Source organism: Janthinobacterium agaricidamnosum (assembly GCF_003667705.1).
GTDB lineage: Bacteria > Pseudomonadota > Gammaproteobacteria > Burkholderiales > Burkholderiaceae_D > Janthinobacterium.
The window spans coordinates 3,925,410-3,948,832 of the sequence record NZ_CP033019.1 but is presented as its reverse complement, the minus strand read 5'-3'; the positions used below and the strand labels follow the sequence as shown (position 1 = coordinate 3,948,832).

General features: G+C 63.1%; 23 protein-coding genes. 13 read left to right on the top strand and 10 right to left on the bottom strand.

The window, feature by feature from the left end; translation table 11 throughout:
• Nucleotides 1-43 precede the first annotated feature (43 nt).
• From prmB to dapC, 7 genes are all read right to left on the bottom strand, one after another.
• Nucleotides 44-934, bottom strand: a complete 891-nt coding sequence (gene prmB / locus D9M09_RS17830; protein WP_070288708.1) for a 50S ribosomal protein L3 N(5)-glutamine methyltransferase — start codon at nucleotides 932-934, stop codon at nucleotides 44-46.
• Nucleotides 935-990: 56 nt separating this feature from the next.
• Nucleotides 991-2,127, bottom strand: coding sequence for a succinyl-diaminopimelate desuccinylase (gene dapE / locus D9M09_RS17825; protein ID WP_070311406.1), 1,137 nt, complete (start codon nucleotides 2,125-2,127; stop codon nucleotides 991-993).
• Nucleotides 2,128-2,196: 69 nt separating this feature from the next.
• Nucleotides 2,197-2,553: an ArsC family reductase gene (locus tag D9M09_RS17820; RefSeq protein ID WP_121670036.1), complete on the bottom strand. Its 357-nt coding sequence runs from the start codon at nucleotides 2,551-2,553 to the stop codon at nucleotides 2,197-2,199.
• Nucleotides 2,554-2,816: 263 nt separating this feature from the next.
• Nucleotides 2,817-3,509, bottom strand: coding sequence for a hypothetical protein (locus D9M09_RS17815; RefSeq protein WP_162995744.1), 693 nt, complete (start codon nucleotides 3,507-3,509; stop codon nucleotides 2,817-2,819).
• A 115-nt stretch (nucleotides 3,510-3,624) separates the two neighbouring features.
• Nucleotides 3,625-5,172 carry an FAD-dependent oxidoreductase gene (locus tag D9M09_RS17810; RefSeq protein WP_121670034.1) on the bottom strand — a complete coding sequence of 516 codons (1,548 nt, stop codon included), beginning with the start codon at nucleotides 5,170-5,172 and terminating at the stop codon, nucleotides 3,625-3,627.
• Between the two features lie 231 nt (nucleotides 5,173-5,403).
• Nucleotides 5,404-6,231: a 2,3,4,5-tetrahydropyridine-2,6-dicarboxylate N-succinyltransferase gene (gene dapD, locus D9M09_RS17805; protein WP_070223998.1), complete on the bottom strand. Its 828-nt coding sequence runs from the start codon at nucleotides 6,229-6,231 to the stop codon at nucleotides 5,404-5,406.
• Between the two features lie 17 nt (nucleotides 6,232-6,248).
• Nucleotides 6,249-7,478 carry a succinyldiaminopimelate transaminase gene (dapC, locus tag D9M09_RS17800; protein ID WP_121670033.1) on the bottom strand — a complete coding sequence of 410 codons (1,230 nt, stop codon included), beginning with the start codon at nucleotides 7,476-7,478 and terminating at the stop codon, nucleotides 6,249-6,251.
• Nucleotides 7,479-7,664: 186 nt separating this feature from the next.
• Between dapC and tsaB the strand changes: the two genes are divergently transcribed.
• The 4 genes from tsaB to D9M09_RS17780 are packed head-to-tail and all read left to right on the top strand — an operon-like array spanning nucleotide 7,665 to nucleotide 10,696.
• Entirely contained in the window at nucleotides 7,665-8,390 is a 726-nt protein-coding gene (tsaB, locus tag D9M09_RS17795) for a tRNA (adenosine(37)-N6)-threonylcarbamoyltransferase complex dimerization subunit type 1 TsaB (RefSeq protein ID WP_162995743.1), read from the top strand.
• Nucleotides 8,390-8,878: a ribosomal protein S18-alanine N-acetyltransferase gene (gene rimI, locus D9M09_RS17790; protein WP_430886700.1), complete on the top strand. Its 489-nt coding sequence runs from the start codon at nucleotides 8,390-8,392 to the stop codon at nucleotides 8,876-8,878. Before tsaB ends, rimI begins: the two co-directional genes overlap by 1 nt.
• Nucleotides 8,875-9,777 carry a uracil-DNA glycosylase gene (locus D9M09_RS17785; RefSeq protein ID WP_070223990.1) on the top strand — a complete coding sequence of 301 codons (903 nt, stop codon included), beginning with the start codon at nucleotides 8,875-8,877 and terminating at the stop codon, nucleotides 9,775-9,777. Before rimI ends, D9M09_RS17785 begins: the two co-directional genes overlap by 4 nt.
• A complete protein-coding gene (locus D9M09_RS17780) occupies nucleotides 9,770-10,696 on the top strand; it encodes a DUF1853 family protein (protein WP_240453410.1) in 927 nt (308 codons plus the stop codon). Before D9M09_RS17785 ends, D9M09_RS17780 begins: the two co-directional genes overlap by 8 nt.
• Nucleotides 10,697-10,771: 75 nt before the next feature.
• Here D9M09_RS17780 and lplT read toward each other — a convergent pair whose 3' ends face one another.
• A complete protein-coding gene (gene lplT, locus D9M09_RS17775) occupies nucleotides 10,772-12,034 on the bottom strand; it encodes a lysophospholipid transporter LplT (RefSeq protein ID WP_121670032.1) in 1,263 nt (420 codons plus the stop codon).
• 259 nt (nucleotides 12,035-12,293) lie between these two features.
• Here lplT and alr point away from each other — a divergent pair, with 259 nt between their 5' ends.
• The 4 genes from alr (at nucleotide 12,294) to fliD (ending at nucleotide 16,902) form a co-directional block, all read left to right on the top strand.
• A complete protein-coding gene (gene alr / locus D9M09_RS17765; protein ID WP_121670030.1) occupies nucleotides 12,294-13,385 on the top strand; it encodes an alanine racemase in 1,092 nt (363 codons plus the stop codon).
• A gap of 74 nt (nucleotides 13,386-13,459) precedes the next feature.
• Nucleotides 13,460-14,836, top strand: coding sequence for a DNA repair protein RadA (gene radA / locus D9M09_RS17760; RefSeq protein WP_046683923.1), 1,377 nt, complete (start codon nucleotides 13,460-13,462; stop codon nucleotides 14,834-14,836).
• Between the two features lie 131 nt (nucleotides 14,837-14,967).
• On the top strand, nucleotides 14,968-15,288 hold the full coding sequence (locus tag D9M09_RS17755; protein WP_257218134.1) for a PilZ domain-containing protein: 321 nt from the start codon (nucleotides 14,968-14,970) through the stop codon (nucleotides 15,286-15,288).
• A gap of 228 nt (nucleotides 15,289-15,516) precedes the next feature.
• Complete coding sequence (fliD, locus tag D9M09_RS17750; protein ID WP_099410908.1) at nucleotides 15,517-16,902, top strand: flagellar filament capping protein FliD; 1,386 nt, start codon at nucleotides 15,517-15,519, stop codon at nucleotides 16,900-16,902.
• 104 nt (nucleotides 16,903-17,006) lie between these two features.
• Here fliD and D9M09_RS17745 read toward each other — a convergent pair whose 3' ends face one another.
• Nucleotides 17,007-17,807: an AraC family transcriptional regulator gene (locus D9M09_RS17745; RefSeq protein ID WP_162995742.1), complete on the bottom strand. Its 801-nt coding sequence runs from the start codon at nucleotides 17,805-17,807 to the stop codon at nucleotides 17,007-17,009.
• Nucleotides 17,808-17,907: 100 nt separating this feature from the next.
• On the opposite strand from D9M09_RS17745, the gene D9M09_RS17740 reads away from it, so the two are divergent.
• The 3 genes from D9M09_RS17740 to D9M09_RS17730 all read left to right on the top strand — a co-directional run bounded on the left by D9M09_RS17740 (nucleotide 17,908) and on the right by D9M09_RS17730 (nucleotide 20,448).
• Entirely contained in the window at nucleotides 17,908-19,143 is a 1,236-nt protein-coding gene (locus D9M09_RS17740; protein ID WP_121670028.1) for an MFS transporter, read from the top strand.
• A 32-nt stretch (nucleotides 19,144-19,175) separates the two neighbouring features.
• Entirely contained in the window at nucleotides 19,176-19,670 is a 495-nt protein-coding gene (rraA, locus tag D9M09_RS17735; protein ID WP_070223974.1) for a ribonuclease E activity regulator RraA, read from the top strand.
• Nucleotides 19,671-19,806: 136 nt separating this feature from the next.
• A complete protein-coding gene (locus D9M09_RS17730) occupies nucleotides 19,807-20,448 on the top strand; it encodes a choice-of-anchor C family PEP-CTERM protein (protein ID WP_070311416.1) in 642 nt (213 codons plus the stop codon).
• Between the two features lie 108 nt (nucleotides 20,449-20,556).
• Here the strand turns inward: D9M09_RS17730 and D9M09_RS17725 are convergent, their stop codons facing one another.
• Nucleotides 20,557-20,940 carry a MerR family transcriptional regulator gene (locus tag D9M09_RS17725; protein ID WP_121670026.1) on the bottom strand — a complete coding sequence of 128 codons (384 nt, stop codon included), beginning with the start codon at nucleotides 20,938-20,940 and terminating at the stop codon, nucleotides 20,557-20,559.
• A gap of 82 nt (nucleotides 20,941-21,022) precedes the next feature.
• Here D9M09_RS17725 and D9M09_RS17720 point away from each other — a divergent pair, with 82 nt between their 5' ends.
• Together D9M09_RS17720 and D9M09_RS17715 are read left to right on the top strand one after the other, a co-directional pair.
• The gene (locus D9M09_RS17720; RefSeq protein ID WP_121670025.1) at nucleotides 21,023-21,460 is read left to right on the top strand and encodes a hypothetical protein; all 438 of its coding nucleotides are present in this window, start codon (nucleotides 21,023-21,025) and stop codon (nucleotides 21,458-21,460) included.
• An 89-nt stretch (nucleotides 21,461-21,549) separates the two neighbouring features.
• Nucleotides 21,550-23,367, top strand: coding sequence for a DUF4153 domain-containing protein (locus D9M09_RS17715; RefSeq protein ID WP_121671140.1), 1,818 nt, complete (start codon nucleotides 21,550-21,552; stop codon nucleotides 23,365-23,367).
• The last annotated feature ends 56 nt before the right edge of the window (nucleotides 23,368-23,423 follow it).

Below are 23,423 nucleotides of genomic sequence, written 5' to 3'. Positions count from 1 at the left end.
GGCATGTCGGATTACGCTACGCTAATCCGACCTGCCAAGTCGATCAAACCAGCTTGAGCTGCTCGGCCGTCAGCAGGAATACCATGTCGTCGCCGGCGCTCGTCGTCAGCCAGGTCAGGCCCAGCTCGCCGAAGGCCGCTTCCGCGTAGGCGCGTTCGTTGCCGATTTCAATCATCAGGATGCCGTCGTCCGTCAGGCGCTCGGCTGCGCCGGCGATGATCTTGCGCACCAGGTCCATGCCGTCGCTGCCGCCGTCGAGGGCGATTTGCGGTTCGGCCAGGTATTCCTGGGGCAGGGCGCCCATCGACGCGGAATTCACGTACGGCGGGTTGCTGATGATCAAATCGTACTTCTTGGCCGGCACGTTCGTGTACAGGTCCGATTCGATCAGGTTCACGCGGTCTTGCAATTTGTACGTGTCGACGTTGCGCTTGGCCACGGCCAGGGCATCGGCGGAAATGTCCACCGCGTCGACGCTGGCGTTCGGGAAGGCATCGGCCATCATGATGGACAGGCAACCCGAACCGGTGCACAGTTCCAGGATGTTTTCCACGGCTTCCGGTTCCGCCACCCACGGCGAGAAGTATTCAGGGATCAGCTCGGCGATGAAGGAGCGGGGCACGATCACGCGCTCGTCGACGTAGAAGTTGTACGTGCCCAGCCAGCCTTCCTTGGTGATGTAGGCGGCCGGCACGCGGTCGATGCTGCGGCGGTCGATGACCGTCATCACGCTGGCCACTTCCGACGGCAGCAGCTTGGCGTCGAGAAACGGTTCGAGCTTGTCGAGCGGCAACTTCAAGGTGTGCAGGATCAGATAGGCCGCTTCGTCGAACGCTTCGGCGCTGCCGTGGCCGAAAAACAGCTTGGCGGTATTAAAACGGGTAACGGCGTAGCGCAGCAGGTCGCGTGGCGTGGAAAACGGGTTCGGGGTCATGGCATTCTCGAAAAGACGGTGTTCTGGCCCGCCGTGACGGGCCTCGGTATTCTGGTTCAGACGGGCAGCAAATGCTCCAGCGTGCGCCGGTAAATATTCTTCAGAGGATCGATGTGGCGCAGTTCGATGTGCTCGTCGATCTTGTGAATACTGGCATTGGGCGGCCCGAATTCTATCACTTGGGGGCAGATTTGCGCGATAAACCGGCCATCCGAGGTGCCGCCCGTGGTCGACAGCTCCGTCGTGAGGCCCGTTTCTTCCAGGATGGCCGACGACAGCGCATCGCTCAAGGTGCCGCGCGGCGTGAGGAAGGGCAGGCCGCTCAGGGTCCACTGCAAATCGTACTGCAAGTCATGCTTGTCGAGGATGGCGTGGACCCGTTCCTGCAAGCCTTCGGCCGTGCTGGCCGTGGAAAAGCGGAAGTTAAAGTCGATCACCATGTCGCCCGGGATCACGTTGTTGGCGCCCGTGCCCGCGTTGATGTTGGACATTTGCCACGAGGTCGGCAGGTAATACTCGTTGCCCTCGTCCCATTTTTCCTCGACCAGGTCGGCCAGCGCCTGCGCCGCTTCGTGGATCGGGTTTTTCGCCAGGTGCGGGTAGGCGATATGGCCTTGCACGCCCTTGATGGTCAAGCGGCCCGACAGCGAACCACGGCGGCCGTTCTTGATCATGTCGCCCAGCTGCGCGCTCGAGGTCGGCTCACCCACGAGGCAATAGTCGATCTGCTCGCCGCGCGCCTTCAGTTGCTCGCAGACGATGACGGTGCCGTCCGTGGCCGGGCCTTCCTCGTCGCTGGTGATCAAAAAAGCGATGGAACCGGTGTGCCCGGGCGTGGCGGCAATGAATTCCTCACAAGCGACCACCATGGCGGCGATCGAGGTCTTCATGTCGGCCGCGCCACGGCCGTACAGCTTGCCGTCGCGGTGCGTGGGAATGAACGGTTCCGAGCGCCATTGCTCGACGGGGCCGGTCGGCACCACGTCCGTGTGGCCGGCAAAGACGAACACGGGGGACGTCGTGCCACGGCGTGCCCACAGATTGGTGACGTCGTTCGACTGGATCGTCTCGCAGACGAAGCCCAGCGGGGTGAGGAGGTCGATCAGGTGCTGCTGGCAGCCCTTGTCGTCGGGCGTGACCGAGGACAGGGCGATCAGTTTTTCGGTCAGGGCGAGGGTTTTGGAGGTGGTCATGGTGTGGAGCGGGGGCGTACCCTTGGGACTCGGCGTCCCCGTACGACCCCAGCTTTGCAGGTGTCGGGTTTAAACTGAAAAAATGCTCTTGTACTGCGCGTCGGAAAACGCCACGCTGAACTGGTCATCCTTGTCCAGCACGGGGCGCTTGATGATGGACGGGTTTTCCAGCATCAGGTCCAATGCGCTGGCCGCGTCCGTGATCGACGCTTTGCGCTCGTCGGACAGGGCGCGCCAGGTCGTGCCTTTCTTGTTGACCAGCACATCCCACGGCAATTGCGTAAGCCACGCCTCGACGGTGGCGCGTTCCAGGCCCTGCTTCTTGAAGTCGTGGAAGGTGAAATCGAGTTGCTGCGCGGCCAGCCAGGTGCGGGCCTTTTTGACGGTATCGCAGTTGGGGATACCGTAGAGTGTAATGGTCGTCATGGGTAGGGCTAAGGGGAATGAATGCGGTTCGCTTGATCGCGGCGCTTGCGCCAGGACAAAATGCGATGGTAGCCGCCATTATACAGTCGATGCGCAGCCGATGCGGCAGTGCAACACGGTTGCATGTTACGGGCAGGTTCAGGACCAGGCGCTGCGGATGCCCAGTTGCGTCGCCACCTGGCCGAAGTCGCGGTGCGCGGATAGCGGCGTGGAGGACGCCATCGCCAGCCTGGGCGTGGCGCAATGTTGCCACGGTTGCGCCGCTATTCGTCGGCGTAGGCGCGGGCGGCCGCCATCACAGCGTCGAGTTTTCCTTTTGCCAAGGCTTGCAGCGGCGACTTGCCGCCCAGCGACAGGCGCGGGATGGTAAAAAAGTCCCATTTGGCGGCGCCGGGCAAGTCACCGAGAATTTTGCTGATTTTTTCCAGCGTGTGCCGGTCGTGGCGGGGATCGGCGAAAAATGCCGGGTAAACATATTCGCCGGAGGCGCCGCGCAAGGCGAACAGGCGTCTGGCTTTCAGTGCCGCACTGAGTGCCTGCGGCGTGACTGCCAGCCGGGCGCGCAATTCGGGGCCGGACAGCAAGCTGTGCGAGGCCACGTCTTTTTCACGCTGATGCCGTTCCTGTTCTTCCAGGCCGCGCATGAATTGCCGGGTGCTGACGTGGCCTGTCTGCGTATCGTTGCCGGAAGCCATGCTCAGCTCCCGCTCTGCCACGATATCGAGATCGTGCCGCATTTGCGCCAGCAGCGCGGGCCGGTCGTCGCGCGGCACGGCGTCCAGCAGTGATGCATAGGCTTCCTGGAAAGTGTCTTGCGCAATGTTGAAGCGCAAGCCTGTGGTGCTGGCAGCCAGTGTGGCGGCCAGCTGCTCAGCTAGCGGGGATGCCGATTCAGCATCTTCGGCTTCGCAGGCGGGCTGGTCAGTTGTTGAGTGGTTGCGATGTGTGTTCGACATGGCCGTATCCTTGAAACGCAAGTCTCAGCATAGGATAGCAAGTCAAACAAAGCAAACAAAGCAAGGAGATTAACTCTATCTGCCTTGATGCAGCACAAACCTGCGGCGTTGTCTCTTACACCGGCCGGGGCGCCGCCTTGCCCGGTTCGACGGGACCGAAATGCAGGCCCAGCCGCAAGGCCAGGGCGCGTAGGGCGCCGCTTTCCTGCAGGTGCAGGGCCAGCGCGATGTGGCCGTCGGGGCGCACGAGGTAGGCCGCGTCGCGGCCCAGGCCGGCCAGCTTGGCGGCCACGTTATAGGTATAGCAATGCACGGGCAGTTTCAGCACGCGCGCCTCGTCGAGCAGTTCCGGCGCCGGCTCGCCATAGATGTGCAATTGCCAATCCATGCTGCGCAGGGCGATAAAATTGTCTTGCGTGCCGTCCGAGAACCAGGGCAGGCGGTCGCCGCCGCGCAGGTATTCCGCATGGCCGGCAGACAAAGCGCTGTCTTCATAGCTGATCTCGATTTGCGACACGGTCTTGAACAGCAAGCGGCGCGCCCGCGCAAAGCCGGACAGGAAGGGCAGCGCGTGCGGCACCAGCCAGCGCCGCAGGAACTGTCCGGCGATGCCCTGCGCGACGATGGCCTGGAAGGCGCGGTCGGTGGTGGCGACGAGCTTGCGGGCAAAAACGATGCGCTCGCTTTCATAGGTGTCGAGCAGGGCATCGTTGCTTTGGCCATGCAGCTTTTGCGCCAGCTTCCAGGCCAGGTTGACGGCATCGCCCAGGCCCGTGTTCATGCCCTGGCCGCCCACGGGACTGTGCAGGTGGGCCGCGTCGCCCAAAATGAAGCAGCGGCGCGCGCGGAACTGGCCCGCCACGCGGTGATGGACTTTATAGGTGGAAAACCAGTTCACGTGTTCGACGTGGATACCCAGCAGGGTTTCCACGTCGCCGCGCACGTCGTCGAAGACGGGCGCGGGCGCGCCTTCGGGGCGGTCGGGCAGGATGCCGATCAGGCGCTGCATGCCGCTCGTGCGCACGGGCAACATCAGCGCAAAAGAGTTCGCGCCAAGGTGGGCATGCAAATCCGTGTTGTTGCCGGCCACTTGCGCATCAGCCACGTAGTACAGGTGGTCGTAGGTGCCGCCGGAAAATTCGAAGCCGGCGATCTCGCGTAGCTTGCTGCGGGCGCCGTCGCAGCCGCAGATATAGTCAAACGTGCAATATTGTCGTTCGCCATTGTTGAGCAGGATGGCTTGCACTTCGCTATCGTCCTGCGTCCATAGGTCGAGGGTGACGTTCCATTCCACGTGCACGCCGGCCGCCGCCAGCTTGCTGATCAGAAAGCGTTCATGCTCGTCCTGGGGCAGGCTCAGCACGAAAGGGTAGGGACTCAGCCCTTCGCCGATCTCGCCCAGCGCCAGTTTCACCAGCTCTTCGCCCCCTTCGTGGATGTGCATGGCATTGATCTTGATGCCCAGGCTGACCAGCTCGTCGGCAAAGCCCAGTTGCTGGTAAAACTCCAGGGTGCGCGCATGCACGGCCATGGCCCGCGACGCCTGGCCCGGCCCGCTGTTTTTATCGATGATGCGGCAATCGACGCCATGGCGCGCCAGGCGCAAGGCAAGCATGAGGCCGGTAGGACCGGCGCCGACGATCAATACGGGAGGAGTATTCATGCCATCCAGTATAGGACAGGATGGGAGAGGACAGCGGGACGATTGAAGTTGCTAGTCGGAAATGAAAATGTCCCGCCGGATGGCAGGACATGATTTTTTACGTGCGTCTCGACGCCTCTGCAAACCGTAGCGAGCGGATGCGCGGCGTGGCCGAGAAGCGCAACCGTACATGCGTACGGTGAGCATCGCCGGTCGCGCCCCGCGACGCGCAGCAGGTTTACAGAGGTGTCATCAGATGCCGCGCAGGAGTTCGTTGATGCCGGTCTTGGCGCGGGTTTTTGCATCCACGCGCTTGACGATCACGGCGCAGTACAGCGAGTACTTGCCATCTTCCGAAGGCAGGTTGCCCGAGACCACGACGGAACCAGCCGGCACGCGGCCGTAGGTCACTTCGCCCGTGGCGCGGTCGTAGATCTTGGTCGACTGGCCGATGTACACGCCCATCGAGATGACGGAATTTTCTTCGACGATCACGCCTTCGACGATTTCCGAACGGGCGCCGATGAAGCAGTTGTCTTCGATGATGGTCGGGTTCGCTTGCATCGGCTCCAGCACGCCGCCGATGCCGACGCCGCCGGACAGGTGGACGTTCTTGCCGATCTGCGCGCAGGAACCGACGGTGGCCCAGGTGTCGACCATGGCGCCTTCATCGACGTAGGCGCCGATGTTGACGTAGGACGGCATCAGCACGACGTTCTTGGCGATGAAGCTGCCGCGGCGGGCAACGGCTGGCGGCACCACGCGGAAACCGCCCTTGGCGAAGTCTTCGGCCGTGTAGTTGGCGAACTTGGTCGGCACCTTGTCGTAGAACTGCATCGTGCCGTCGGACGGCAGGACGACGTTGTCTTCCAGGCGGAACGACAGCAGCACGGCTTTCTTGACCCACTGGTTGACAACCCAGTCGCCCGAGGTTTTTTCCGCCACGCGGATGCTGCCGTTGTCCAGGCCATTGATGACGTGGGAGACGGCGTCGCGCAGTTCGGCCGTGCCGTTGCGCGGATTGATCTCGGCGCGGTTTTCCCAGGCCTGGTCGATGATGGTTTGCAGTTGTTGGCTCATGATGATGTCTTGTTCATTTAGTTGGTTGATGCGGATGCGGAAAGCTGCTGGCAGAATTTTACTATGCGCAACGCCGCTTCCAGCCCTTCGGCCGTTTCGGCCACCAGGGCCATGCGGATGCGGTTGCGGCCCGGATTGATGCCGTGCGCGTCGCGCGCCAGGTAGCTGCCAGGCAATACCGTGACATTATATTCGGCGTACAGGCGTTGCGCGAATTCGGTGTCGGACAGGCCCGTGCGGCTGACGTCGGCCCACAGGTAGAAACCGGCGTCCGGCAATTGCACGTCCATCACCGATTGCAGCAGCGGCGTGATGGCGTCGAACTTGGCGCGGTACTTGGCGCGATTTTCCTCGACATGGGTTTCGTCGTTCCAGGCCGCGATGGAGGCCGCCTGCACGGCGGGGCTCATGGCGCCGCCGTGGTAGGTTCGGTAGAGCAGGAATTTTTTCAGTACTTCCGCGTCGCCGGCGACGAAGCCCGAACGCATGCCCGGTACGTTCGAGCGCTTCGACAGGCTGGAAAACACCACCAGGCGCGCATACGGGCGCTCGATGGTGGACAGGCCCAGCATGTGCGCCGCCTGCAGCGCGCCCAGCGGGGGCGTGTCGCCGTGGTAGATTTCGGAATAGCATTCGTCTGCGGCGATGACGAAGTCGTAGCGCTCGGACAGGGCGAACAGGTGTTCCCAGTCCGTCAAGGTGAGCACGGCGCCCGTCGGATTGCCCGGCGAACACAGGAACAGCAGCTTGACCTTTTCCCACACGCTGGCCGGTACGCTGTCGTAGTCGCAGCCGAAATTGCGCGCCGGGTCGGAATTGACGAAATACGGTTCGGCGCCGGCCAGGTAGGCGGCGCCTTCATAGATCTGGTAAAACGGATTCGGGCTGATCACGAGCGAGCCGGCTGCCGGATCGATCACCGTTTGCGCCAGCGCAAACAGCGCTTCGCGCGAACCGTTCACGGGCAGGATTTGCGTGGCAGGATTGAGCTTGGGGATGCCGTAGCGGCGTTCCAGCCAGCCGGCAATCGCGCTGCGCAAGGCTTCCGAGCCGATGGTGGTCGGATAGCTGGCCAGGCCGTGGATATTGTCGACCAGCGCCTGCTCGATGAAGGCTGGCGTCGGGTGCTTGGGTTCGCCCATGCCCAGGCTGATGGGCGCGTACTCGGGATTGACGGTCACGCCGGCAAACAGCTGGCGCAGCTTTTCGAATGGATATGGTTGCAGTTTAGCAAGAAGTGGATTCACGGAGCGGACCAGGGCAAGAGTGGGGTGATAGTGTCGCGTATGGATTGCCTGGCATGGCGCAATGACGCCGGTCAAGCAATCAGCTTAGCCTTTTATTATAGCCGTCCTCGGGCGCAGGCTGTGCAAGTGGGCTGTTGTTGACCTGCACGGCATGTCGCTCCCGGGCTTGGCAAGGTAAAATACGCTATGTCTACCTTACTTCCCACCCTGCTTGCCATTGAAACTTCGTCCGAACTCGCGTCCTGCGCCTTGTTGCGCGGCGATGTCGTCCTGTCCCGCGCCTCGTCGGGCGTGCGCACCCATTCCCAGTCGATCTTGCCCATGGTGCAGGAATTGCTGGCCGAAGCGGGCGTGACCCTGGCCGACGTCGACGCCATCGCCTACGGCTCCGGCCCCGGCTCGTTTACGGGCGTGCGCACGGCCTGCGGCATCGCGCAAGGCCTCGCCTATGGCGCCAAGCTGCCCGTCGTGCCCGTCGTCACGCTCGACGCGATGGCCCTCGCGTGCCACCAGCTGCATGGCGCACAGCACATCGTGACCGTGCTCGACGCCCGCATGGGCGAAGTGTACTGGGCGCAATATGACTATCAAAATGGCTTGCAAGCCGTCCTGCCGCCGGCGCTGAGCGCGCCGGCCGGCGTGGCGCCGCAAGGCGACGTGGTTGGTTGCGGCAACGGCTTTGTTGCCTATGCCGAAGCGCTGGCCGCGCTGCCATGCGCCGCCACGGCCGATGCCGCCATCATGCCGCACGCCGTGCAAGTGGCGCAGCTGGCGCGCCTCGCCTTTGCGGCCGGTCATGTCGTGACGGCGGCCGAGGCGCAGCCTTTGTATTTGCGCAACAAGATCGCTTATACCAGTGCCGAACGCCTCGACATGCAACAGGCCAAGGCCGCTGCGGAGTCGGCACAATGATGGAGACGGGCAAGGACAGCGCGGCAGGCTGGGACTTGCTGCGCCTCGACTATCAGCCGATGCAGGAAGCGGACTTGATTGAGGTGCTGGCGCTGGAACAGCGCGTCTACCCGCATCCCTGGACGCACGGCAACTTTGTCGATTCCCTCAAGAGCGGCTATCCGGCCTGGGTGCTGCGCGACGTGGATGGCACCTTGCTTGGCTATTTCTTGCTGATGCTGGTCGTCGACGAGGCGCACTTGCTCAACGTGGCCGTCGAGGGCGCCATCCAGGGCCAGGGGCTGGGCCGCTTCCTGCTGAACCAGTCCTGCGCCTGCGCGCGCCAGCTGGGCATGGAATCGATGCTGCTGGAAGTGCGTCCGTCGAATGTCCGCGCGCTTGATATTTACCAGCGTTATGGATTTGAACAGATAGGCCGGCGCAAGGGATACTATCCGGCCAGCAACTCGCAACGTGAGGACGCCATCGTGATGCGTTATACCTTATGAGCCGCAGCGCCGTTTTTCTCGATGAAATGGGCGTCGGCCCCTTGTGGCGCTTGCGCCAGGGCGCCGCACCCGAGGCTGTCGACGTCGTCGCTGAGGCCGCCGTGGAGGCAGAAGTGGCCGTGGCGGAACCCGTGGCCGAAGTTGCCGCAACCGTCGCTGTTCCGGCACCTGTGATCGAAATGCTGGCCGAGGTGGCAGTCGTGGACACTGTGGAGGTTGCTGCGCCCGTCGCCGTTGCCGCTACGCCAGTGCCTGCCGCCGCGCCCGACGACACGGCCTGGTTCGACGATGCGCCTCCGCCGCCGCCCGCCAGACAGCTGAGCGATACTGACATCGCCGCCCTCGACTGGGAAGGCTTGACGTCGGCCGTCGCCAAGTGCGCGCGCTGCGACTTGTGCAAGACGCGCAAGGGCGTCGTCATGGGCCGTGGCGACCGCCAGGGCGATTGGCTGATGCTGGCCAGCAGCCCCTCGCGCCTGGAAGAACGGGAAGGGCGCGCCTTGCCGGGCGAGCAGGGCAAGTTGCTCGACAATATGTTGAAAGCCATCGACGTCGATGCGGGCAGCGATGTGTACATCACGCACTTGCTGAAATGCCGTCCGCTTGACGAGACGGGCCAGGAACGCTTGCCCACCGAGGCCGAGTCGGCCGCCTGCCGTCCGTATTTTGACCGCGAACTGGCCCTGCTGCAGCCGCGCACCATCGTCACCCTCGGTTCGATGGCCGCCGCCGGCATCAATCCCGGCGAAAAACCCGTACGGGGCAAGGTGCGCCAGCTGGGCAGTGCGTCCGTCGTGGCCACCTTCCACCCAGAGCAACTGTTGCAGGACGGGACGGGCAAGGCCAAGGCGCGTGCCTGGGCCGACCTGTGCCTGGCGAAAAGCACGCACGGTGGTTGATACATTCCAGGTCCGCTTCGAGCAGCGCTGGGGACATCTGACGCACCCCCGCGTGCGGGCGCTGGCCTGGCTGCTCGATTCGCCCGACTTGCTCGATCCTGCCAGCCCCCACTGGGGCGGGCGCATCGCCAGCTTGCCCCCCGTCACGCCTGCCGTGGCGGCGTGGCTGGGCGCGCTGCAGGACGATCCGTCGCCGCTCGATGCGGCGTTAGGACTGAAATTCTATTCCCGCCTGGGCCTGTATGCTGAAAAGCTGCTGGCCTTTTATTTTGAGCAACACGGCTTGCTGGCCGCGCATGGCTTGCAAGTGCAAGTCAACCGCAACGACACGGTGGGCGAGTTCGATTTCCTGTTGCGTGACGGAAATGACCTGCTGCACTGGGAATTTGCCACCAAGTTCTACCTGCTCGAAGGCGCGCCCGATCCCGGCGACTTCAACCATTTGATCGGCCCCAACCTGGCCGACACCCTGGGCTTGAAGATGCGCAAGATTCTCGACAAGCAACTGGCCCTGTCCCGCCATCCGGCCGCGCAAAGCCTGCTGGCGCAGCCCGTGCGCGCGGCGCAGGCGCTGGTCAAGGGCTGGCTGTTTTATCCGGCAGGCGTGACGCCCGCCATGGACGGTATTTCCCCCGAACACGGTCACGGTTTCTGGTATACGCCGGCCCAACTGCCCGAGCAGCGCTACGTTGTGCTGCCGCGCCTGCAATGGCTGGCGCCGTTCAAGGGCCGCGACGTGGACGTGCTGGACGTGGAGGCCCTGCGCGCGCAGTTGTTTGATCTGGCGCAACCGGTGATGGTGGCCACCGTGGATACTATCGAAGGCTGGGAAGTGGAGCGCACGCGCGGTTTTGTCGTGCCGCATGACTGGACGCAGCAGGCAGCCGCGCGGCGGATAGCGGGTGCGCTACCTGCGTAACCATGAGCCACAGCCGTAACGCCGGAGTCATGTAGGTCGGATTAGCGCATAGCGCGTAATCCGACGCTACATTGCTTAATGCTTCTGCTCGCCAATCAGCGACAGATTGTCATGCTCAGCCTGGTTCAGCTTGTGCTTGCGCATGATGGCGTACATGGTGCCGGCAACAAACAGGCCGAACAGGGTGATGATGATGTTGAGCGGCAGGTGCAGACGGATCATGATCGAATACACGGCCAGCATGGTGAGAATTGACAGGTTCTCGTTGAAGTTCTGCACGGCGATGGAATGGCCCGCGCTCATCAGCACGTGACCACGGTGTTGCAGCAGGGCATTCATGGGAACGACGAAGAAGCCGGACAGGGCGCCGATCAGGATCAGCAGCGGGTAGGCGATCCACACGGAGTGTACTTGCGTCATCATCATGACGATCACGCCCATGGCGATACCGAGCGGAATGACGGTCAGCGATTTGCGCAGCGGAATGAAGCGTGCCGACAGCACGGCGCCGGCGGCCACGCCGATGGCGACCACGCCCACCAGGCTGGTCGCCTTGTCGAACGGCATGTTCAGCGACTGCTTGGCCCATTCCAGCACGATCAGCTGCAAGGTGGCGCCGGCGCCCCAGAACAGGGTCGTCACGGCCAGGGTGATCTGGCCCAGCTTGTCTTTCCACAAGATGGAATAGCAATTGGAAAAATCGGTAATCAGTTTGATAGGATTGCGTTCCTGGTGAGGATACACGCAGCCCGTGTCGGGAATCTTCAGGTTGGCCAGGGTCGCCAGCACATAGATGCCGACCACGACGCACAAGGCCGCTTCCGTCTTGCTGGTGATGCCCGTGTCGATCAGCGGAATGTCGATCGACAGCAGCATGTCGGACACGTGGCCGCTGACGAGCGCGCCGCCCATGACGGTGCCGAGGATGATGGAAGTGACGGTCAAGCCTTCGATCCAGCCATTCGCCGCCACGAGCTTTTCCGGCGGCAGCAGTTCCGTCAGGATGCCGTACTTGGCGGGCGAGTACACGGCCGCGCCGAAACCGACGACGGCGTAGGCCAGCAGCGGATGCACGTGGAAGAAGACGAGGGCGCAGCCGAAGATCTTGACCATGTTGGCGATGAACATGACCTTGCCTTTTGGTAAAGCATCCGCGAAGGCGCCGACAAAAGCGGCCAACAGCACGTAAAACAGCACGAACGACAATTTGAGCAGCGGCGTGATCCACGCCGGGGATTTCATGGACACCAATAAATCGACGGCGACAAAAAAGAGGGCGTTATCTGCCAGCGAGGAAAAGAACTGCGCCGCCATGATGGTATAAAAACCACGATTCATTCTGGATTGCCTGAAATCATATCTGGCTTGCTTTATACCACGAAAAAACAGCAAACCCCAAGTTTGGCAGGGGCTGCTTTGCATAGTCTTGCCTAAGCGAAGCTTAATTTTTCTGCCGTAGAAAAATACACATATATGTGAGCATTTTATACATGGTGTCCTGGGCGCCGGTCTCGGGCGCGCTGCGGACCTGCTTGCGGCTCCCGCTTGCGGCCCATCCGGTAAAATACGGCTTTCCCACCTGCCGTGAACGACGCATATGCCCAGGCCCCTCCTCGCCACCATCCATCTCGATGCCATGCAACACAATTTGGCGCGCGCCCGTGCCGGCGCCCGCGGCGCCAAGGTGTGGGCCGTCGTCAAGGCGAATGCCTATGGCCACGGCCTGGAACGGGCCATGCGGGGCTTTGCCGAGGCCGATGGCCTGGCGCTGGTCGAGGTCGATTACGCCGTGCGCTTGCGCGAACTGGGCTGGACCAAACCCATCTTGCTGCTGGAAGGTTTTTTCGACGCCAGCGATTTGCCCGTGATGGCGCAATATGGATTGAATGGCAGCGTGCATTGCGAAGAACAGATCGCCATGCTGGCAGCGGCCCGCCTGCCGCACGCCATCGACGTGCACCTGAAAATGAATACGGGCATGAACCGCCTGGGCTTCACACCGCACGCCATCGCCGCCGCGTATGCGCGCTTGCGCGCCATGCCGCATATCGGCACGATCACCCTGATGACGCATTTCGCCAATGCGGACGAGGCGGGTCCCACGCGCTTGCCGTTGGAACAGCAGATGCTGCGTTTTGAGGCGGGCGCCTCCAGCATCGGTACGCCGCTGCCGCGCAGCCTGTGCAATTCGGCCGGCGTGCTGATGCACCATCTGGACAGCGACTGGGTGCGTCCCGGCATCATGCTGTATGGCGGCACGCCCAGCGGCGCTCCGGGCGGCACGTCCGCGCAGGCGTTCGGCTTGCTGCCCACGATGACCTTGCGCAGCAGCATTATCGGCATCCAGGACATCGCCGCCGGCGAGGTGGTCGGCTACGGCAGCCGCTATGAAGCGGCCGGCAACGTCAAGGTGGGCGTGGTGGCCTGCGGCTATGCGGACGGCTACCCGCGCCACGCCCCCGAAGGCACGCCCGTGCTGGTCGACGGCGTGCGCACCGGGCTGATCGGCCGGGTGTCGATGGACATGCTGATGGTCGACCTGACCCACGTGCCGGGCGCCAAGGTCGGCAGCAGCGTCACCTTGTGGGGGCAGGGCATGCCGATCGACGAGGTGGCGCTGGCCGCCGGCACCATCGGCTACGAGCTCATGTGCGCACTGGCGCCGCGCGTACCGGTGATCGAAGCGTAGGGTGACGCGGAAGCGCGGTTTGTATATACTGTATATATAACCAGTTATTTCATTTTACCCGGGCAAAGTACACCATGGCAAAAGTCAAGACCATCTACACCTGCAGCGATTGCGGCGCCATCAGCAACAAATGGATGGGGCAATGCACCTCGTGCAACCAGTGGAATACCATGGTGGAAACTCTGCCCGAGACGGGCGGCAACAACCGCTATTCGAATCCGCAGCACATGTCGCTGGCGCAGACGGCGCCCGTGTTGTCGCTCGACGATATCGACGCCATCGACGTGCCCCGCTTCGGCACGGGCATCGAGGAATTCGACCGCGTGCTGGGCGGCGGCATGGTGGCGGGTGGCGTGGTGCTGATCGGCGGCGACCCCGGCATCGGCAAGTCGACCCTGCTGCTGCAGGCGCTGGCGAACATGTCGCACCACAAGCGCGTGCTGTACGTCAGCGGCGAAGAATCGGGCGCGCAGATCGCCCTGCGCGCCAAGCGCCTCGTCATCGACGCCAAGGAACTTAAATTGCAGGCGGAGATCCAGCTGGAAAAGATCCTCTCCACCTTGAACGACCTGAAGCCGGAAGTGGTGGTCATCGACTCGATCCAGACCGTGTATTCGGACGCCCTCAGCTCGGCGCCCGGTTCCGTGGCGCAAGTGCGCGAATGCGCGGCGCAGCTGACGCGGGCGGCCAAGCAGACGGGCGTGACGATCATTCTGGTCGGCCACGTGACGAAAGAGGGGGCGCTGGCCGGCCCCCGCGTGCTCGAGCATATCGTCGACACGGTGCTGTATTTCGAGGGCGACGCCCATTCCAGTTTCCGCCTCGTGCGCGCCATCAAGAACCGTTTCGGCGCCGTCAATGAGCTGGGGGTGTTCGCCATGACGGAAAAGGGCTTGAAAGGGGTGTCGAACCCGTCCGCGCTGTTCCTGTCGCAGCACGACAACCAGGTGCCCGGCTCGTGCGTGATGGTGACGCAGGAAGGCACGCGCCCCTTGCTGGTGGAAATCCAGGCCCTCGTCGACACGAGTCACTTACCCAATGCGCGCCGGCTGTCCGTCGGCCTGGAGCAGAACCGCCTGGCCATGCTGCTGGCCGTGGCGCACCGCCATGCGGGCATCGCCGCCTTCGACCAGGATGTGTTCATCAACGCCGTCGGCGGCGTCAAAATCACGGAACCGGCGGCCGACCTGGCCGTATTGCTGGCGATTAACTCGTCGATGCGCAACAAGCCCCTGCCGCGGGGACTCGTGGTGTTTGGCGAAGTGGGGCTGGCCGGCGAAATCCGCCCCGCGCCGCGGGGCCAGGAGCGCTTGCGCGAAGCGGCCAAACTGGGCTTTACCCTGGCCGTGGTGCCCAAGTCCAACCTGCCGAAGCAAGTCATCGAAGGCCTCAAGGTCATCGGCGTCGAGCGCATCGACGAAGCGTTCAATAAATTGCGCGACCTGGAGTAAGAGTTGGTATGGTTTAAATGCCAAGCTTGAGGTAAGTCAAACAAAGTTTCCGTTTGGAACTATAATATTTGTCCGATGAATTCGCGTAGCGAGTTCGCGTCGACAATGAATTGATAGAGAAGCGGAATATAGTGTTAGTTGAGCAAAGGCAGGGCGCACGCAAGATATTGCGTGCCAAGGCAATGTTGGTGATGGACGGCGCGGACCCTGTGGCGGCGCGCACCCTTGACGTGGGGCCGGGCGGCATGACGGCCGTCATCGCGGAACCGCTGCCGGCAGGCAAGCAGGGCAAGGTGCTGTTCGAGCTGTTTTACGATGGCGCGGCGCACATCATTGAGGCGCGCGTGTCCGTCTCGCACTGCATTTTCAGCAGTGCAGGTTTCAAGGTGGGACTCACTTTCCCGCAGCTGGACATGGCTGTCAGCAGCGCCATTTCGAGATTCATGCGCTGAAACAAGACAAGATCGGCTGCAAATGAAATGCGCTAAAATGGTGCATATGGGTTTGCAGTCAGGAAAAACCTGTTCTGTTCGCTGTTTTGATATTCCGGTAATACTGCATAATTATCAACCAGAAGAGGGACCTTGCCGCGCCACGCGCGCCTGCCGTCCGTTTCCAGCGCAGCACGGTCAAGACCTGAACCGTGTGCCATGACCATACACCCGACGGGAATGCCTACCATGTTTAATTCGACCATCAACAGCAGGGCTTACACCAACAACACGCAGCAGACGACGCAGGGCAATATCTCGGCCGATGTGTATGCGAAGGTGGAGCGCCAGATGCAGTCGCAGAACACGGGCGTCGTCAAGCTCAACGCCAGCCTGGCGCGCGACCAGGCCAAATTCTCGGGCCTGGGTCAGCTGCAATCGGCGCTGGCAAAATTCCAGACCGTGGCCAAGAACATGGCCGGCAGCGGCCTGGCCACGTCGGCCACGTCGAGCACCAAGGATGTGCTGAGCGCCACCACCACCGACAAGGCCGTCAGCGGCAGCCATGAGCTGAACGTCAAGCAACTCGCGCAGGGACAGACACTGCTCAGCGGCGCGCAGAAATCGTCGAGCGCGGCCATCGGCACGGGGGCGCCGGCGCTGGTCAAAATCGAAGTGGGCACGGCCGACGGCAAGCAATTTACGCCCGGCAGCGGCAAGGTCATTTCGCTGACGATAGACAGCAGCAACAATAGCCTTGACGGTATCGCCGCCGCGCTCAAGCAGCAGGGCGTCGACGCCAGCGTGGTGAAGGGCGCCGATGGCTATTCGCTGGCCATCAATGGCAAGAGCGGCGCCGACAGCAGCATGCGCATCAGCGTGTCCGGCGACGCTGCCGTCAGCAACCTGCTCAGCTATGCCCCCGGCGCCGGCAAGGGCCTGCAGCAGACGGCTGCCGCGCAGGATGCGCTGCTCACCGTCGACGGCAAGGAGATCAAGAGCGCCACGAATACCTTGACGACGGCGGTCGAGGGCGCCACCATCGAATTGAAGAAAAAGGGCACGACCGATCTCGTCATCGCCAAGGACAGCAGCCAGATCGCGACCAATGTGGCCAGCTTCGTCACGGCCTACAATGAACTCAACAGCAAGCTGCAAAGCCTGCAGCAGGGCGACTTGAAATCCGACACGGCCCTGGGCCAGGTGCGTTCGCAGATGGAGCAAGTGCTGCGCACGGCCAGCACGGGCGTGCCCGCCTCCATCCTCAGCAGCGCTGGCGTGACCTTGGGCAAGAGCGGAGAACTGGTGCTCGACGATAAAAAACTCAAGGCCGCCATCGCTGCCGACCCGGATGCCGTCAGCAAGTTGTTTACGAATAACGGCAAGGGCGTGGCCGACCAGTTTTCCAGCAAGATCGGCGAGCTGACAGGCGAAACGAGCATCATCCGCAAGGAAGTGCAGACGGTCGGCAAGGATATCACCACGCTGACCAACAAGAAAGCCGTGCTGGCCAAGGCGCTGACGGCCCAGGCGCAGGCGCTGATCAAAGCCTATTCGGCCCAGGAACAGATGGGAACGAACTCGGCCTTGCCGGGCTATACCGGCAAGAATTCCCTCTTCGACTTCATGGCCTGAGGGCGCACCGCTAAAGCGCCCATGGCGGTGTTGCGCCGCCTTGCCGTACCAGCGTACTGTCTGCGGCGCTGCCCCTTGCCCTGAGCACGATATCGGCGCGCTTGCTATATTCGTTCGCCCTGCGCAAAGAAGGCCGATGGCGAACTGCCGAAAGTCTTCTTGAACATGGCGGAAAAGGCCGACTGGCTGGCGTAGCCCAGTTCTTCGGCCACCTGCGACAGCGGCACGCCGCGCGCGATCAGGGGCGCCGCGTGCGCCAGGCGCACCTGCTGGCGCCACTGGCCAAAACTCATGCCCAATTCGCGTTCGAACAGCCGCGCCAGAGTGCGTTCCGAGGCGCCGACCAGCTGCGCCCAGTGTTCCAGGGTCTGATTCAAACCCGGTTTCTCGATCAGGCTGTCGCACAGGGTCTTCAGGCGCTTGTCGCTGGGCAAGGGGACGCGGATGGGGCGCGTGGCCGAGCGTTTCAATTCATCGAGGATCAGTTCGGCCAGCAAGGCCTCGCGCGCCGGTTCCTGGCCCGGGTCCAGCTGTTCCAGCGCCATGATCAGCTGGCGCAGCAGGTTCGACACTTCCAGCACCTTGCAATCCTGGCCCGCGAACGGCGCGCGTGCGGCGTGGATGCACAGGGGGCGCAAGCGGGTTTTTTCCAGTATCGTGACGGCATGCTCCACGTTGGGCGCGATCCAGATGGCGCGCATGGGCGGCAGCACCCAGCTGCTGTTGTTGGCAGTGATGCGCAGCACGCCTTCGAGCGCCATCGTGACCTGGCCCCAGGGGTGGGTATGCGGTAACAAGAATTCATCGGGTTGCAGGTCGCGCGCGATCATCGTCACGGGGATGGTCGCGCTGGGCGCTTCCCGCGGCGGACACATGCGGGTATGGTGGAGGATAGGTACACCCATCAGCTTGGCCTTAATTCGATAAATTATGTCATCCTGTCGGAAAACAGACGATGATATTTTGCATACACTTGAGCTTCACCAGTATAAGACAGGGTATGACATGATAACAACTAACTCAGCATCCGAACTTCCAACCTTGCGCAGCGATGCGCGCGTCATCGCCCTGGTGGGGCTGGCGCATGGCGTGTCGCACTTCTACCATCTGATCCTCGCGGCCCTGTTCGTCTGGCTGAAACCCGCATTCGACCTGTCGTATGCGGAGCTGGGCCTGCTGATGACGGTGTTTTTCATCATCTCGGGCGTGGGGCAGGCGCTGGCCGGCTTTGTCGTCGATCGCTTCGGCGCCCGCGCCGTGCTGTTTTCCGGCGTCTTTCTGCTGGGCGTGTCGGCGCTGGCCCTGTCCACCGCGCACAGCTATGCCGCGCTGATGCTGGGCGCCATGCTGGCCGGCATGGGTAACAGCGTGTTCCATCCGGCCGACTATACCATCCTCAACCAGCGCGTTTCGGCGGCCCGCGTGGCCTACGGTTTTTCCGTGCATGGCATCAGCGGCAACATCGGCTGGGCCCTGGCACCGCTGTTCATGACGTATGTCGCCACCCATTATGACTGGCGAATCGCGCTGCAATGCGCGGCCGTGCTGCCGTTCGGCGTGCTGCTGATCCTGTTCCTGAACCGTCATGCCATCCGCCCCGAGCCTGTCAAGAAAGCCGCAGCGGATCAGCCGGCTGGCGGCGAAGGCACCCTGGATTTCCTGCGCCTGCCTGCCGTGTGGATGTGCTTTGCCTTCTTCTTCATTACCGCCATCGCGCTGGGCGGCATCCAGAGCTTTGCCAGCGTGGCCCTCGTCAAGCTGTACGGCATGAGCCTGGCGTTGGCCACCAGCGCCTACACGGCATATATGCTGGCCTCGGCCGTGGGCATGCTGGCCGGCGGCGTGGTGGGCGCGCGCAGCAAGCAGCCGGACCGCAACGTGGCGATCGCCTTTTCCGCCGCCGCGCTGCTGGCCGTGCTGCTGTCCATGGCCGTCGTGCCGGCCTGGGGCGCGGTGTTGCTGATGGGCGCCATCGGCTTGACCTCGGGCGTGGCGGGGCCGTCGCGCGACCTGATGATACGCGCGGCGGCGCCGAAGAATGCCACCGGGCGCGTGTATGGCGTCGTGTATTCGGGCCTCGACAGCGGCCTGGCCGTCGGCCCCCTGTTCTTTGGGGCGCTGATGGATGGCGACCATCCGGCCCTGTTGTTCGTGTTCATCGGCCTGTTCCAGGCGCTGGCGATTGCCACGGCCGTGGGAGTGGGCGGCAAAACACGTGCCGCCGCGCTGCAAAAGGCATAGAATCGTTGCCATCTGCTACGAAAGGAATCCCCATGACCTTTGCCACCACCGACCTGTGCGACGACTATGCGGCCATGCTCGACGACGGCACTCTGGCCGTGCTGCCGCCCGTGTACCGCGCTTTCGGCCAGCGCGTGCGTTTCAGCGGGCCCGCCACCACCTTGCAAGTGTTCGAGGATAACGCCCTCGTGCGCAGCACGCTGGAAACGCCGGGCCAGGGCCACGTGCTGGTCATCGATGGCGGCGGCAGCCTGCGCCGCGCGCTGGTGGGCGGTCAACTGGGCGTGCTGGCCGAAAGCAATGGCTGGGCCGGCATCGTTGTCGATGGCTGCATTCGCGACAGCGAGGAAATCAATGTCTGCCAGATCGGCGTGCGCGCCCTGGCCACGCATCCGCGCAAGAGCAACAAGACGGGCGCCGGCCAGCGCGACGTGCGTGTGCAGCTCAGCGGCGTGGCCGTGCATCCGGGCGACTGGATCTATGCCGATGCGGACGGCATCCTGGTAGCGCGGCAGGAACTCGATTGACGGCGCAGCGCGCCTGAAAGCGTTGCAAATTATCTACATTCAATATATTTCTGTAAAGTTCTTTGATTTTCATCAAGGCTGAGATATGATTTCACTTAAGGAAACTTTAATATTAATAAGGCAAGGAAATCAGATCATGAAAATCGCCACCATCGCAGCAGTTGTCGCCCTGTTTGCCGCAGGTACCGCCAGCGCCAGTCCCGTCAACCTGATTACGAACGGCAATTTTGACACGGTCGCTTCCGGCTACACCTTCGACAGCGGTTTTAAAGTCGTCAACAGCGGTTCTTCGGCCATCACGGGCTGGACCGTGGGCGCCAGCTCCGTCGACCTGATCCGCAATGCGTATAACGCCATCGATGGCTACAGCATCGATATGCTGGGCACGCCTGGTCCTGGTTTCCTGTCGCAAAATTTCAATGTCGTTGCCGGCCAGACTTACAATCTGAGCTTTGACATGGCGCGCAATTCCGGCGGCCCCGCAGGCCAGGGCGTGAGCGTCAATTTCGGTGGCGCGGCCGGTAATTTCTACTCGACCGCTGCCGCGTCCAACACCTTGTACAGCAACACCCTGAGCTTCACTGCCGCTTCCACCGGCCTGGCGACCCTGTCGTTTGCCAGTGCCGCCAAGGCCGGCACGTCATTCGACAATTACTCGGGCGCCGTCATCGACAACGTGTCTGTGATGGCCGCCGTGCCGGAACCGGAAACCTACGCCATGCTGCTGGCCGGCCTGGGCCTGATGGGTTTCCTGCGCCGCCGTAAGGCTGCCAAGTAAGCCGGGGTTGCCCGACATCAAACCGCCTGCTGCCATGCACAGGCGGTTTTTTGACGTCAGGGGTCTTGCGCGCTGCCCGCGCCCAGCAGGAACAGCCACGGCAGCAGTTCAGGGATTCGCACCGGCATCGCCGCGCAACGGGCACGCCGCCGCTGCCGCCCCCATACGCCGCACCAGTTCGCCACGCAACTGCGTCAGTCCATCGATGCGCGCATCGATTTCACCGAGCTTGCGCGCCAGCGCCGCGCGCAGCTGGTCAGCCGTGGCGGGATCGCCGGCGGCCGCCAGCAGCGGCATGTCGGCTTCGATTTCCGCCAGGGTAAAGCCCAGCTGCTGCGCCGTGCGCAGGTAGCGCAGCCAGTCGGCCGCTTCGGGCGGGTAGTCGCGGTAGCCATTCGCGCCGCGCCGCGCGCGCAGCAAGCCCCGTTTTTCATAGAAGCGCAGGGTATCGCGGCTCAAGCCCGTCGCCTGTGCCATCTCGCCGATCTGCATGGTTCTTTTCTTTCATAAAATGCTTGACCATGGAGTGTACTCCAAGCTTGATCATGGGCGCTTTTCATAGACAGGAGTTCCCATGTTGTCCGTTTCCGCTTTCCGCCGCGTGGTGCGCGCCAGCGCCATTTATGATGTGCTCATGACGGCCCCGTTTACCACGCCGTGGACGTTTTTGCTGCTGCGCGAGCACTTGACCGCTCTCAATGTGGGCCTGGGCGGCGCGCCGCTGCCTCCCTTCGAGCCCTTGCATCTGCTGATCAGCAGCTTGTTTGGCAGCGTGGTGATGGTCTGGTCCGTGCTGCGCATGCTTGACCCGCAGCCGCGCTTCGGCCGCTACGACGCGGCGGCGCGCTACCTGTTTTCCGCATGGATGGCGTGGGCGCTGCTGAAGACGGGCCAGCCCCTGTTGTGGCTGTTCCTCGTGCCGGAACTGGCCTGGGGCCTCGCGCAAAGCCTGCCATTGCACCGCGCCGGGGATGGGCGGGAAGGGCGCGCGCACGAATCGCTGTTGAGATGAATATAACGAAATGCAATAATGGGCGTGCTTTACAGCAATAAACGACTATTAAAGGAATGACTATGCAGCAGGATGCCGCAGGAAAAAACATGGCGTTGCTCGATCCGGTGGTGGCGCCGCGCATCGCGGTGACGCGCCTGGTGACGGGCCTGCTGCAAGGCTTGCTGCTGTACTGGCTGTACAGCACGGCGCAGGACAAGGTGTGGCCCGCCACGGAAGCCTACCTGCTGGGGCCGCTGATGCTGATCAGCTTGCTGCTGCCCATTCTGCTGGTGTCCAGCCTGGGCCATATGTCGGTGAAGCGCATCGCCCTGTGGATGGCGGGCGCCGCCGTCGTGCTGGCCGTGCTGGCCTGGCACGACGTGGCGCGCGGCGCCGAACACGTGATCTGGGGCAATTACAAGCCGGGCGCGCCCCTGCGCGTCATTTCCGCCCAGCTGTTCGGCTTCTGCGTGGTGGGCTTGTATATTGCCCACGCGCTGGTGCTGGCCAGTGCCCAGGATGGCCAGCGCATCGCCCGCTATCCCACCTACTTTGAAATCGCCTGGAAGCTGGGCATCCAGTTGCTGTTTTCCCTGCTGTTCGTGCTGGGCCTGTGGCTGGTGCTGTGGCTGGGCGGGCAACTGTTTCTGCTGATCAAGCTCAGTTTCCTGAAAAAGCTGCTGGGCCAAGCCTGGTTCGTGATTCCCGTCATCTGCTTCGCGTTCTCATTCGCCATCCACATCACGGACGTGCGCCCATCCATCGTGCGCGGCATCCGCACCTTGCTGCTGGTGCTGCTGTCGTGGCTGGTGCCGATCGCCGCCGTGCTCGTCTCCGGTTTCCTGCTGACCTTGCCATTCATCGGCTTCGAGCGCCTGTGGGCCACGCGCCATGCGGCGTCCGTGTTGCTGGGCATGGCCGGCGTGCTGGTGGTGCTGATCAATGCCGCCTTCCAGAATGGCGAAGTGGGCCATGGCGTGGCGCGCGGCATCCGCCTGGGCACGCGCCTGGCATGTTTGCTGCTGCCGTGGGTGGTGGGCATCGCCATCTATGCGCTGACTCTGCGCGTGATGTCGCATGGCTGGACGTCCGACCGTCTGATCGCCGCCGCTTGCCTGCTGATAGCCACCTGCTACGCCGCCGGCTATGCCTGGGCGGCCAGCAAGTACGGCGACTGGCTGCACCTGATCGCCAACGTCAACGTGGCGACCGCCTTTGTTACCCTGCTGGTGCTGTTCGTCCTGTTCTCGCCGCTGGCCGACCCGGCGCGCATTTCCGTGGCCAGCCAGATGGCGCGCCTGGAAAGCGGCAAGGTTGGCGTGGACAAGTTCGATTTCGAATACCTGCGCTTCCAGGGCGCCCGCTACGGCCAGGCGGCCTTGCAGGAACTCAAGACGCGTACGACGGGCCCGGACGCCGCCATCGTGCGGGCGCGCGCCGAGGCCATGCTCAAGCGCCAGAACCGTCTCGACGAGACGGGCGCGCTGAGCGACGTGTCGATCAACCTGACCCTGCGCCCGGCCACGGCCAAGCTGCCGGAGAGTTTCCTGCGCCAGGACTGGACGCAAGTGAGCCCGGCCTGGCGCTTGCCCGCCTGTTTGAAGCGGGCAGGGCCCCAGTGCGACGCCTACCTGCTCGATTTCGATGGCGACGGCAAGCAGGACGTGCTGCTGATCAGCAATGACCCGCGGGCCTCATCCGTCTTGCTGGCGGAGAAGGACGACGGCAGCTGGACCGCGCGCGGGCAAATCCCCACCGACGCCCTGCGCTGCAAGCCCCTGCGCGAAAAACTGCAGGCGGGCGAATTCCAGCTGGTGCCGCCGAAAGTGCGCGAGCTGGAAGTCGACGGCCAGCGCGTACCGATGACCTTGTATACGCCAGAGGACGAGGTCAGCTGCCCGGAGGAGACGGCGCCGGGTCCCTGAATGGCCATCCAGGTCAGGCCGTTGGCAAGCACGCTGGTCATGATGCTGGAGTCGCT

What these genes read in the sequence shown, in the direction of transcription:
- D9M09_RS17715 (WP_121671140.1), top strand. Translation starts at nt 21,550, where the DNA reads ATGGCGTTGCTCGATCCGGTGGTGGCGCCGCGCATCGCGGTGACGCGC.
- alr (WP_121670030.1), top strand. Translation starts at nt 12,294, where the DNA reads ATGCCCAGGCCCCTCCTCGCCACCATCCATCTCGATGCCATGCAACAC.
- dapE (WP_070311406.1), bottom strand. Translation starts at nt 2,127, where the DNA reads ATGACCACCTCCAAAACCCTCGCCCTGACCGAAAAACTGATCGCCCTG.
- D9M09_RS17810 (WP_121670034.1), bottom strand. Translation starts at nt 5,172, where the DNA reads ATGAATACTCCTCCCGTATTGATCGTCGGCGCCGGTCCTACCGGCCTC.
- D9M09_RS17725 (WP_121670026.1), bottom strand. Translation starts at nt 20,940, where the DNA reads ATGCAGATCGGCGAGATGGCACAGGCGACGGGCTTGAGCCGCGATACC.
- rimI (WP_430886700.1), top strand. Translation starts at nt 8,390, where the DNA reads ATGGAGACGGGCAAGGACAGCGCGGCAGGCTGGGACTTGCTGCGCCTC.
- D9M09_RS17720 (WP_121670025.1), top strand. Translation starts at nt 21,023, where the DNA reads ATGTTGTCCGTTTCCGCTTTCCGCCGCGTGGTGCGCGCCAGCGCCATT.
- D9M09_RS17730 (WP_070311416.1), top strand. Translation starts at nt 19,807, where the DNA reads ATGAAAATCGCCACCATCGCAGCAGTTGTCGCCCTGTTTGCCGCAGGT.
- D9M09_RS17785 (WP_070223990.1), top strand. Translation starts at nt 8,875, where the DNA reads ATGAGCCGCAGCGCCGTTTTTCTCGATGAAATGGGCGTCGGCCCCTTG.
- D9M09_RS17745 (WP_162995742.1), bottom strand. Translation starts at nt 17,807, where the DNA reads ATGGGTGTACCTATCCTCCACCATACCCGCATGTGTCCGCCGCGGGAA.
- fliD (WP_099410908.1), top strand. Translation starts at nt 15,517, where the DNA reads ATGTTTAATTCGACCATCAACAGCAGGGCTTACACCAACAACACGCAG.
- rraA (WP_070223974.1), top strand. Translation starts at nt 19,176, where the DNA reads ATGACCTTTGCCACCACCGACCTGTGCGACGACTATGCGGCCATGCTC.
- dapD (WP_070223998.1), bottom strand. Translation starts at nt 6,231, where the DNA reads ATGAGCCAACAACTGCAAACCATCATCGACCAGGCCTGGGAAAACCGC.
- lplT (WP_121670032.1), bottom strand. Translation starts at nt 12,034, where the DNA reads ATGAATCGTGGTTTTTATACCATCATGGCGGCGCAGTTCTTTTCCTCG.
- prmB (WP_070288708.1), bottom strand. Translation starts at nt 934, where the DNA reads ATGACCCCGAACCCGTTTTCCACGCCACGCGACCTGCTGCGCTACGCC.
- D9M09_RS17740 (WP_121670028.1), top strand. Translation starts at nt 17,908, where the DNA reads ATGATAACAACTAACTCAGCATCCGAACTTCCAACCTTGCGCAGCGAT.
- radA (WP_046683923.1), top strand. Translation starts at nt 13,460, where the DNA reads ATGGCAAAAGTCAAGACCATCTACACCTGCAGCGATTGCGGCGCCATC.
- tsaB (WP_162995743.1), top strand. Translation starts at nt 7,665, where the DNA reads ATGTCTACCTTACTTCCCACCCTGCTTGCCATTGAAACTTCGTCCGAA.
- D9M09_RS17815 (WP_162995744.1), bottom strand. Translation starts at nt 3,509, where the DNA reads ATGTCGAACACACATCGCAACCACTCAACAACTGACCAGCCCGCCTGC.
- D9M09_RS17820 (WP_121670036.1), bottom strand. Translation starts at nt 2,553, where the DNA reads ATGACGACCATTACACTCTACGGTATCCCCAACTGCGATACCGTCAAA.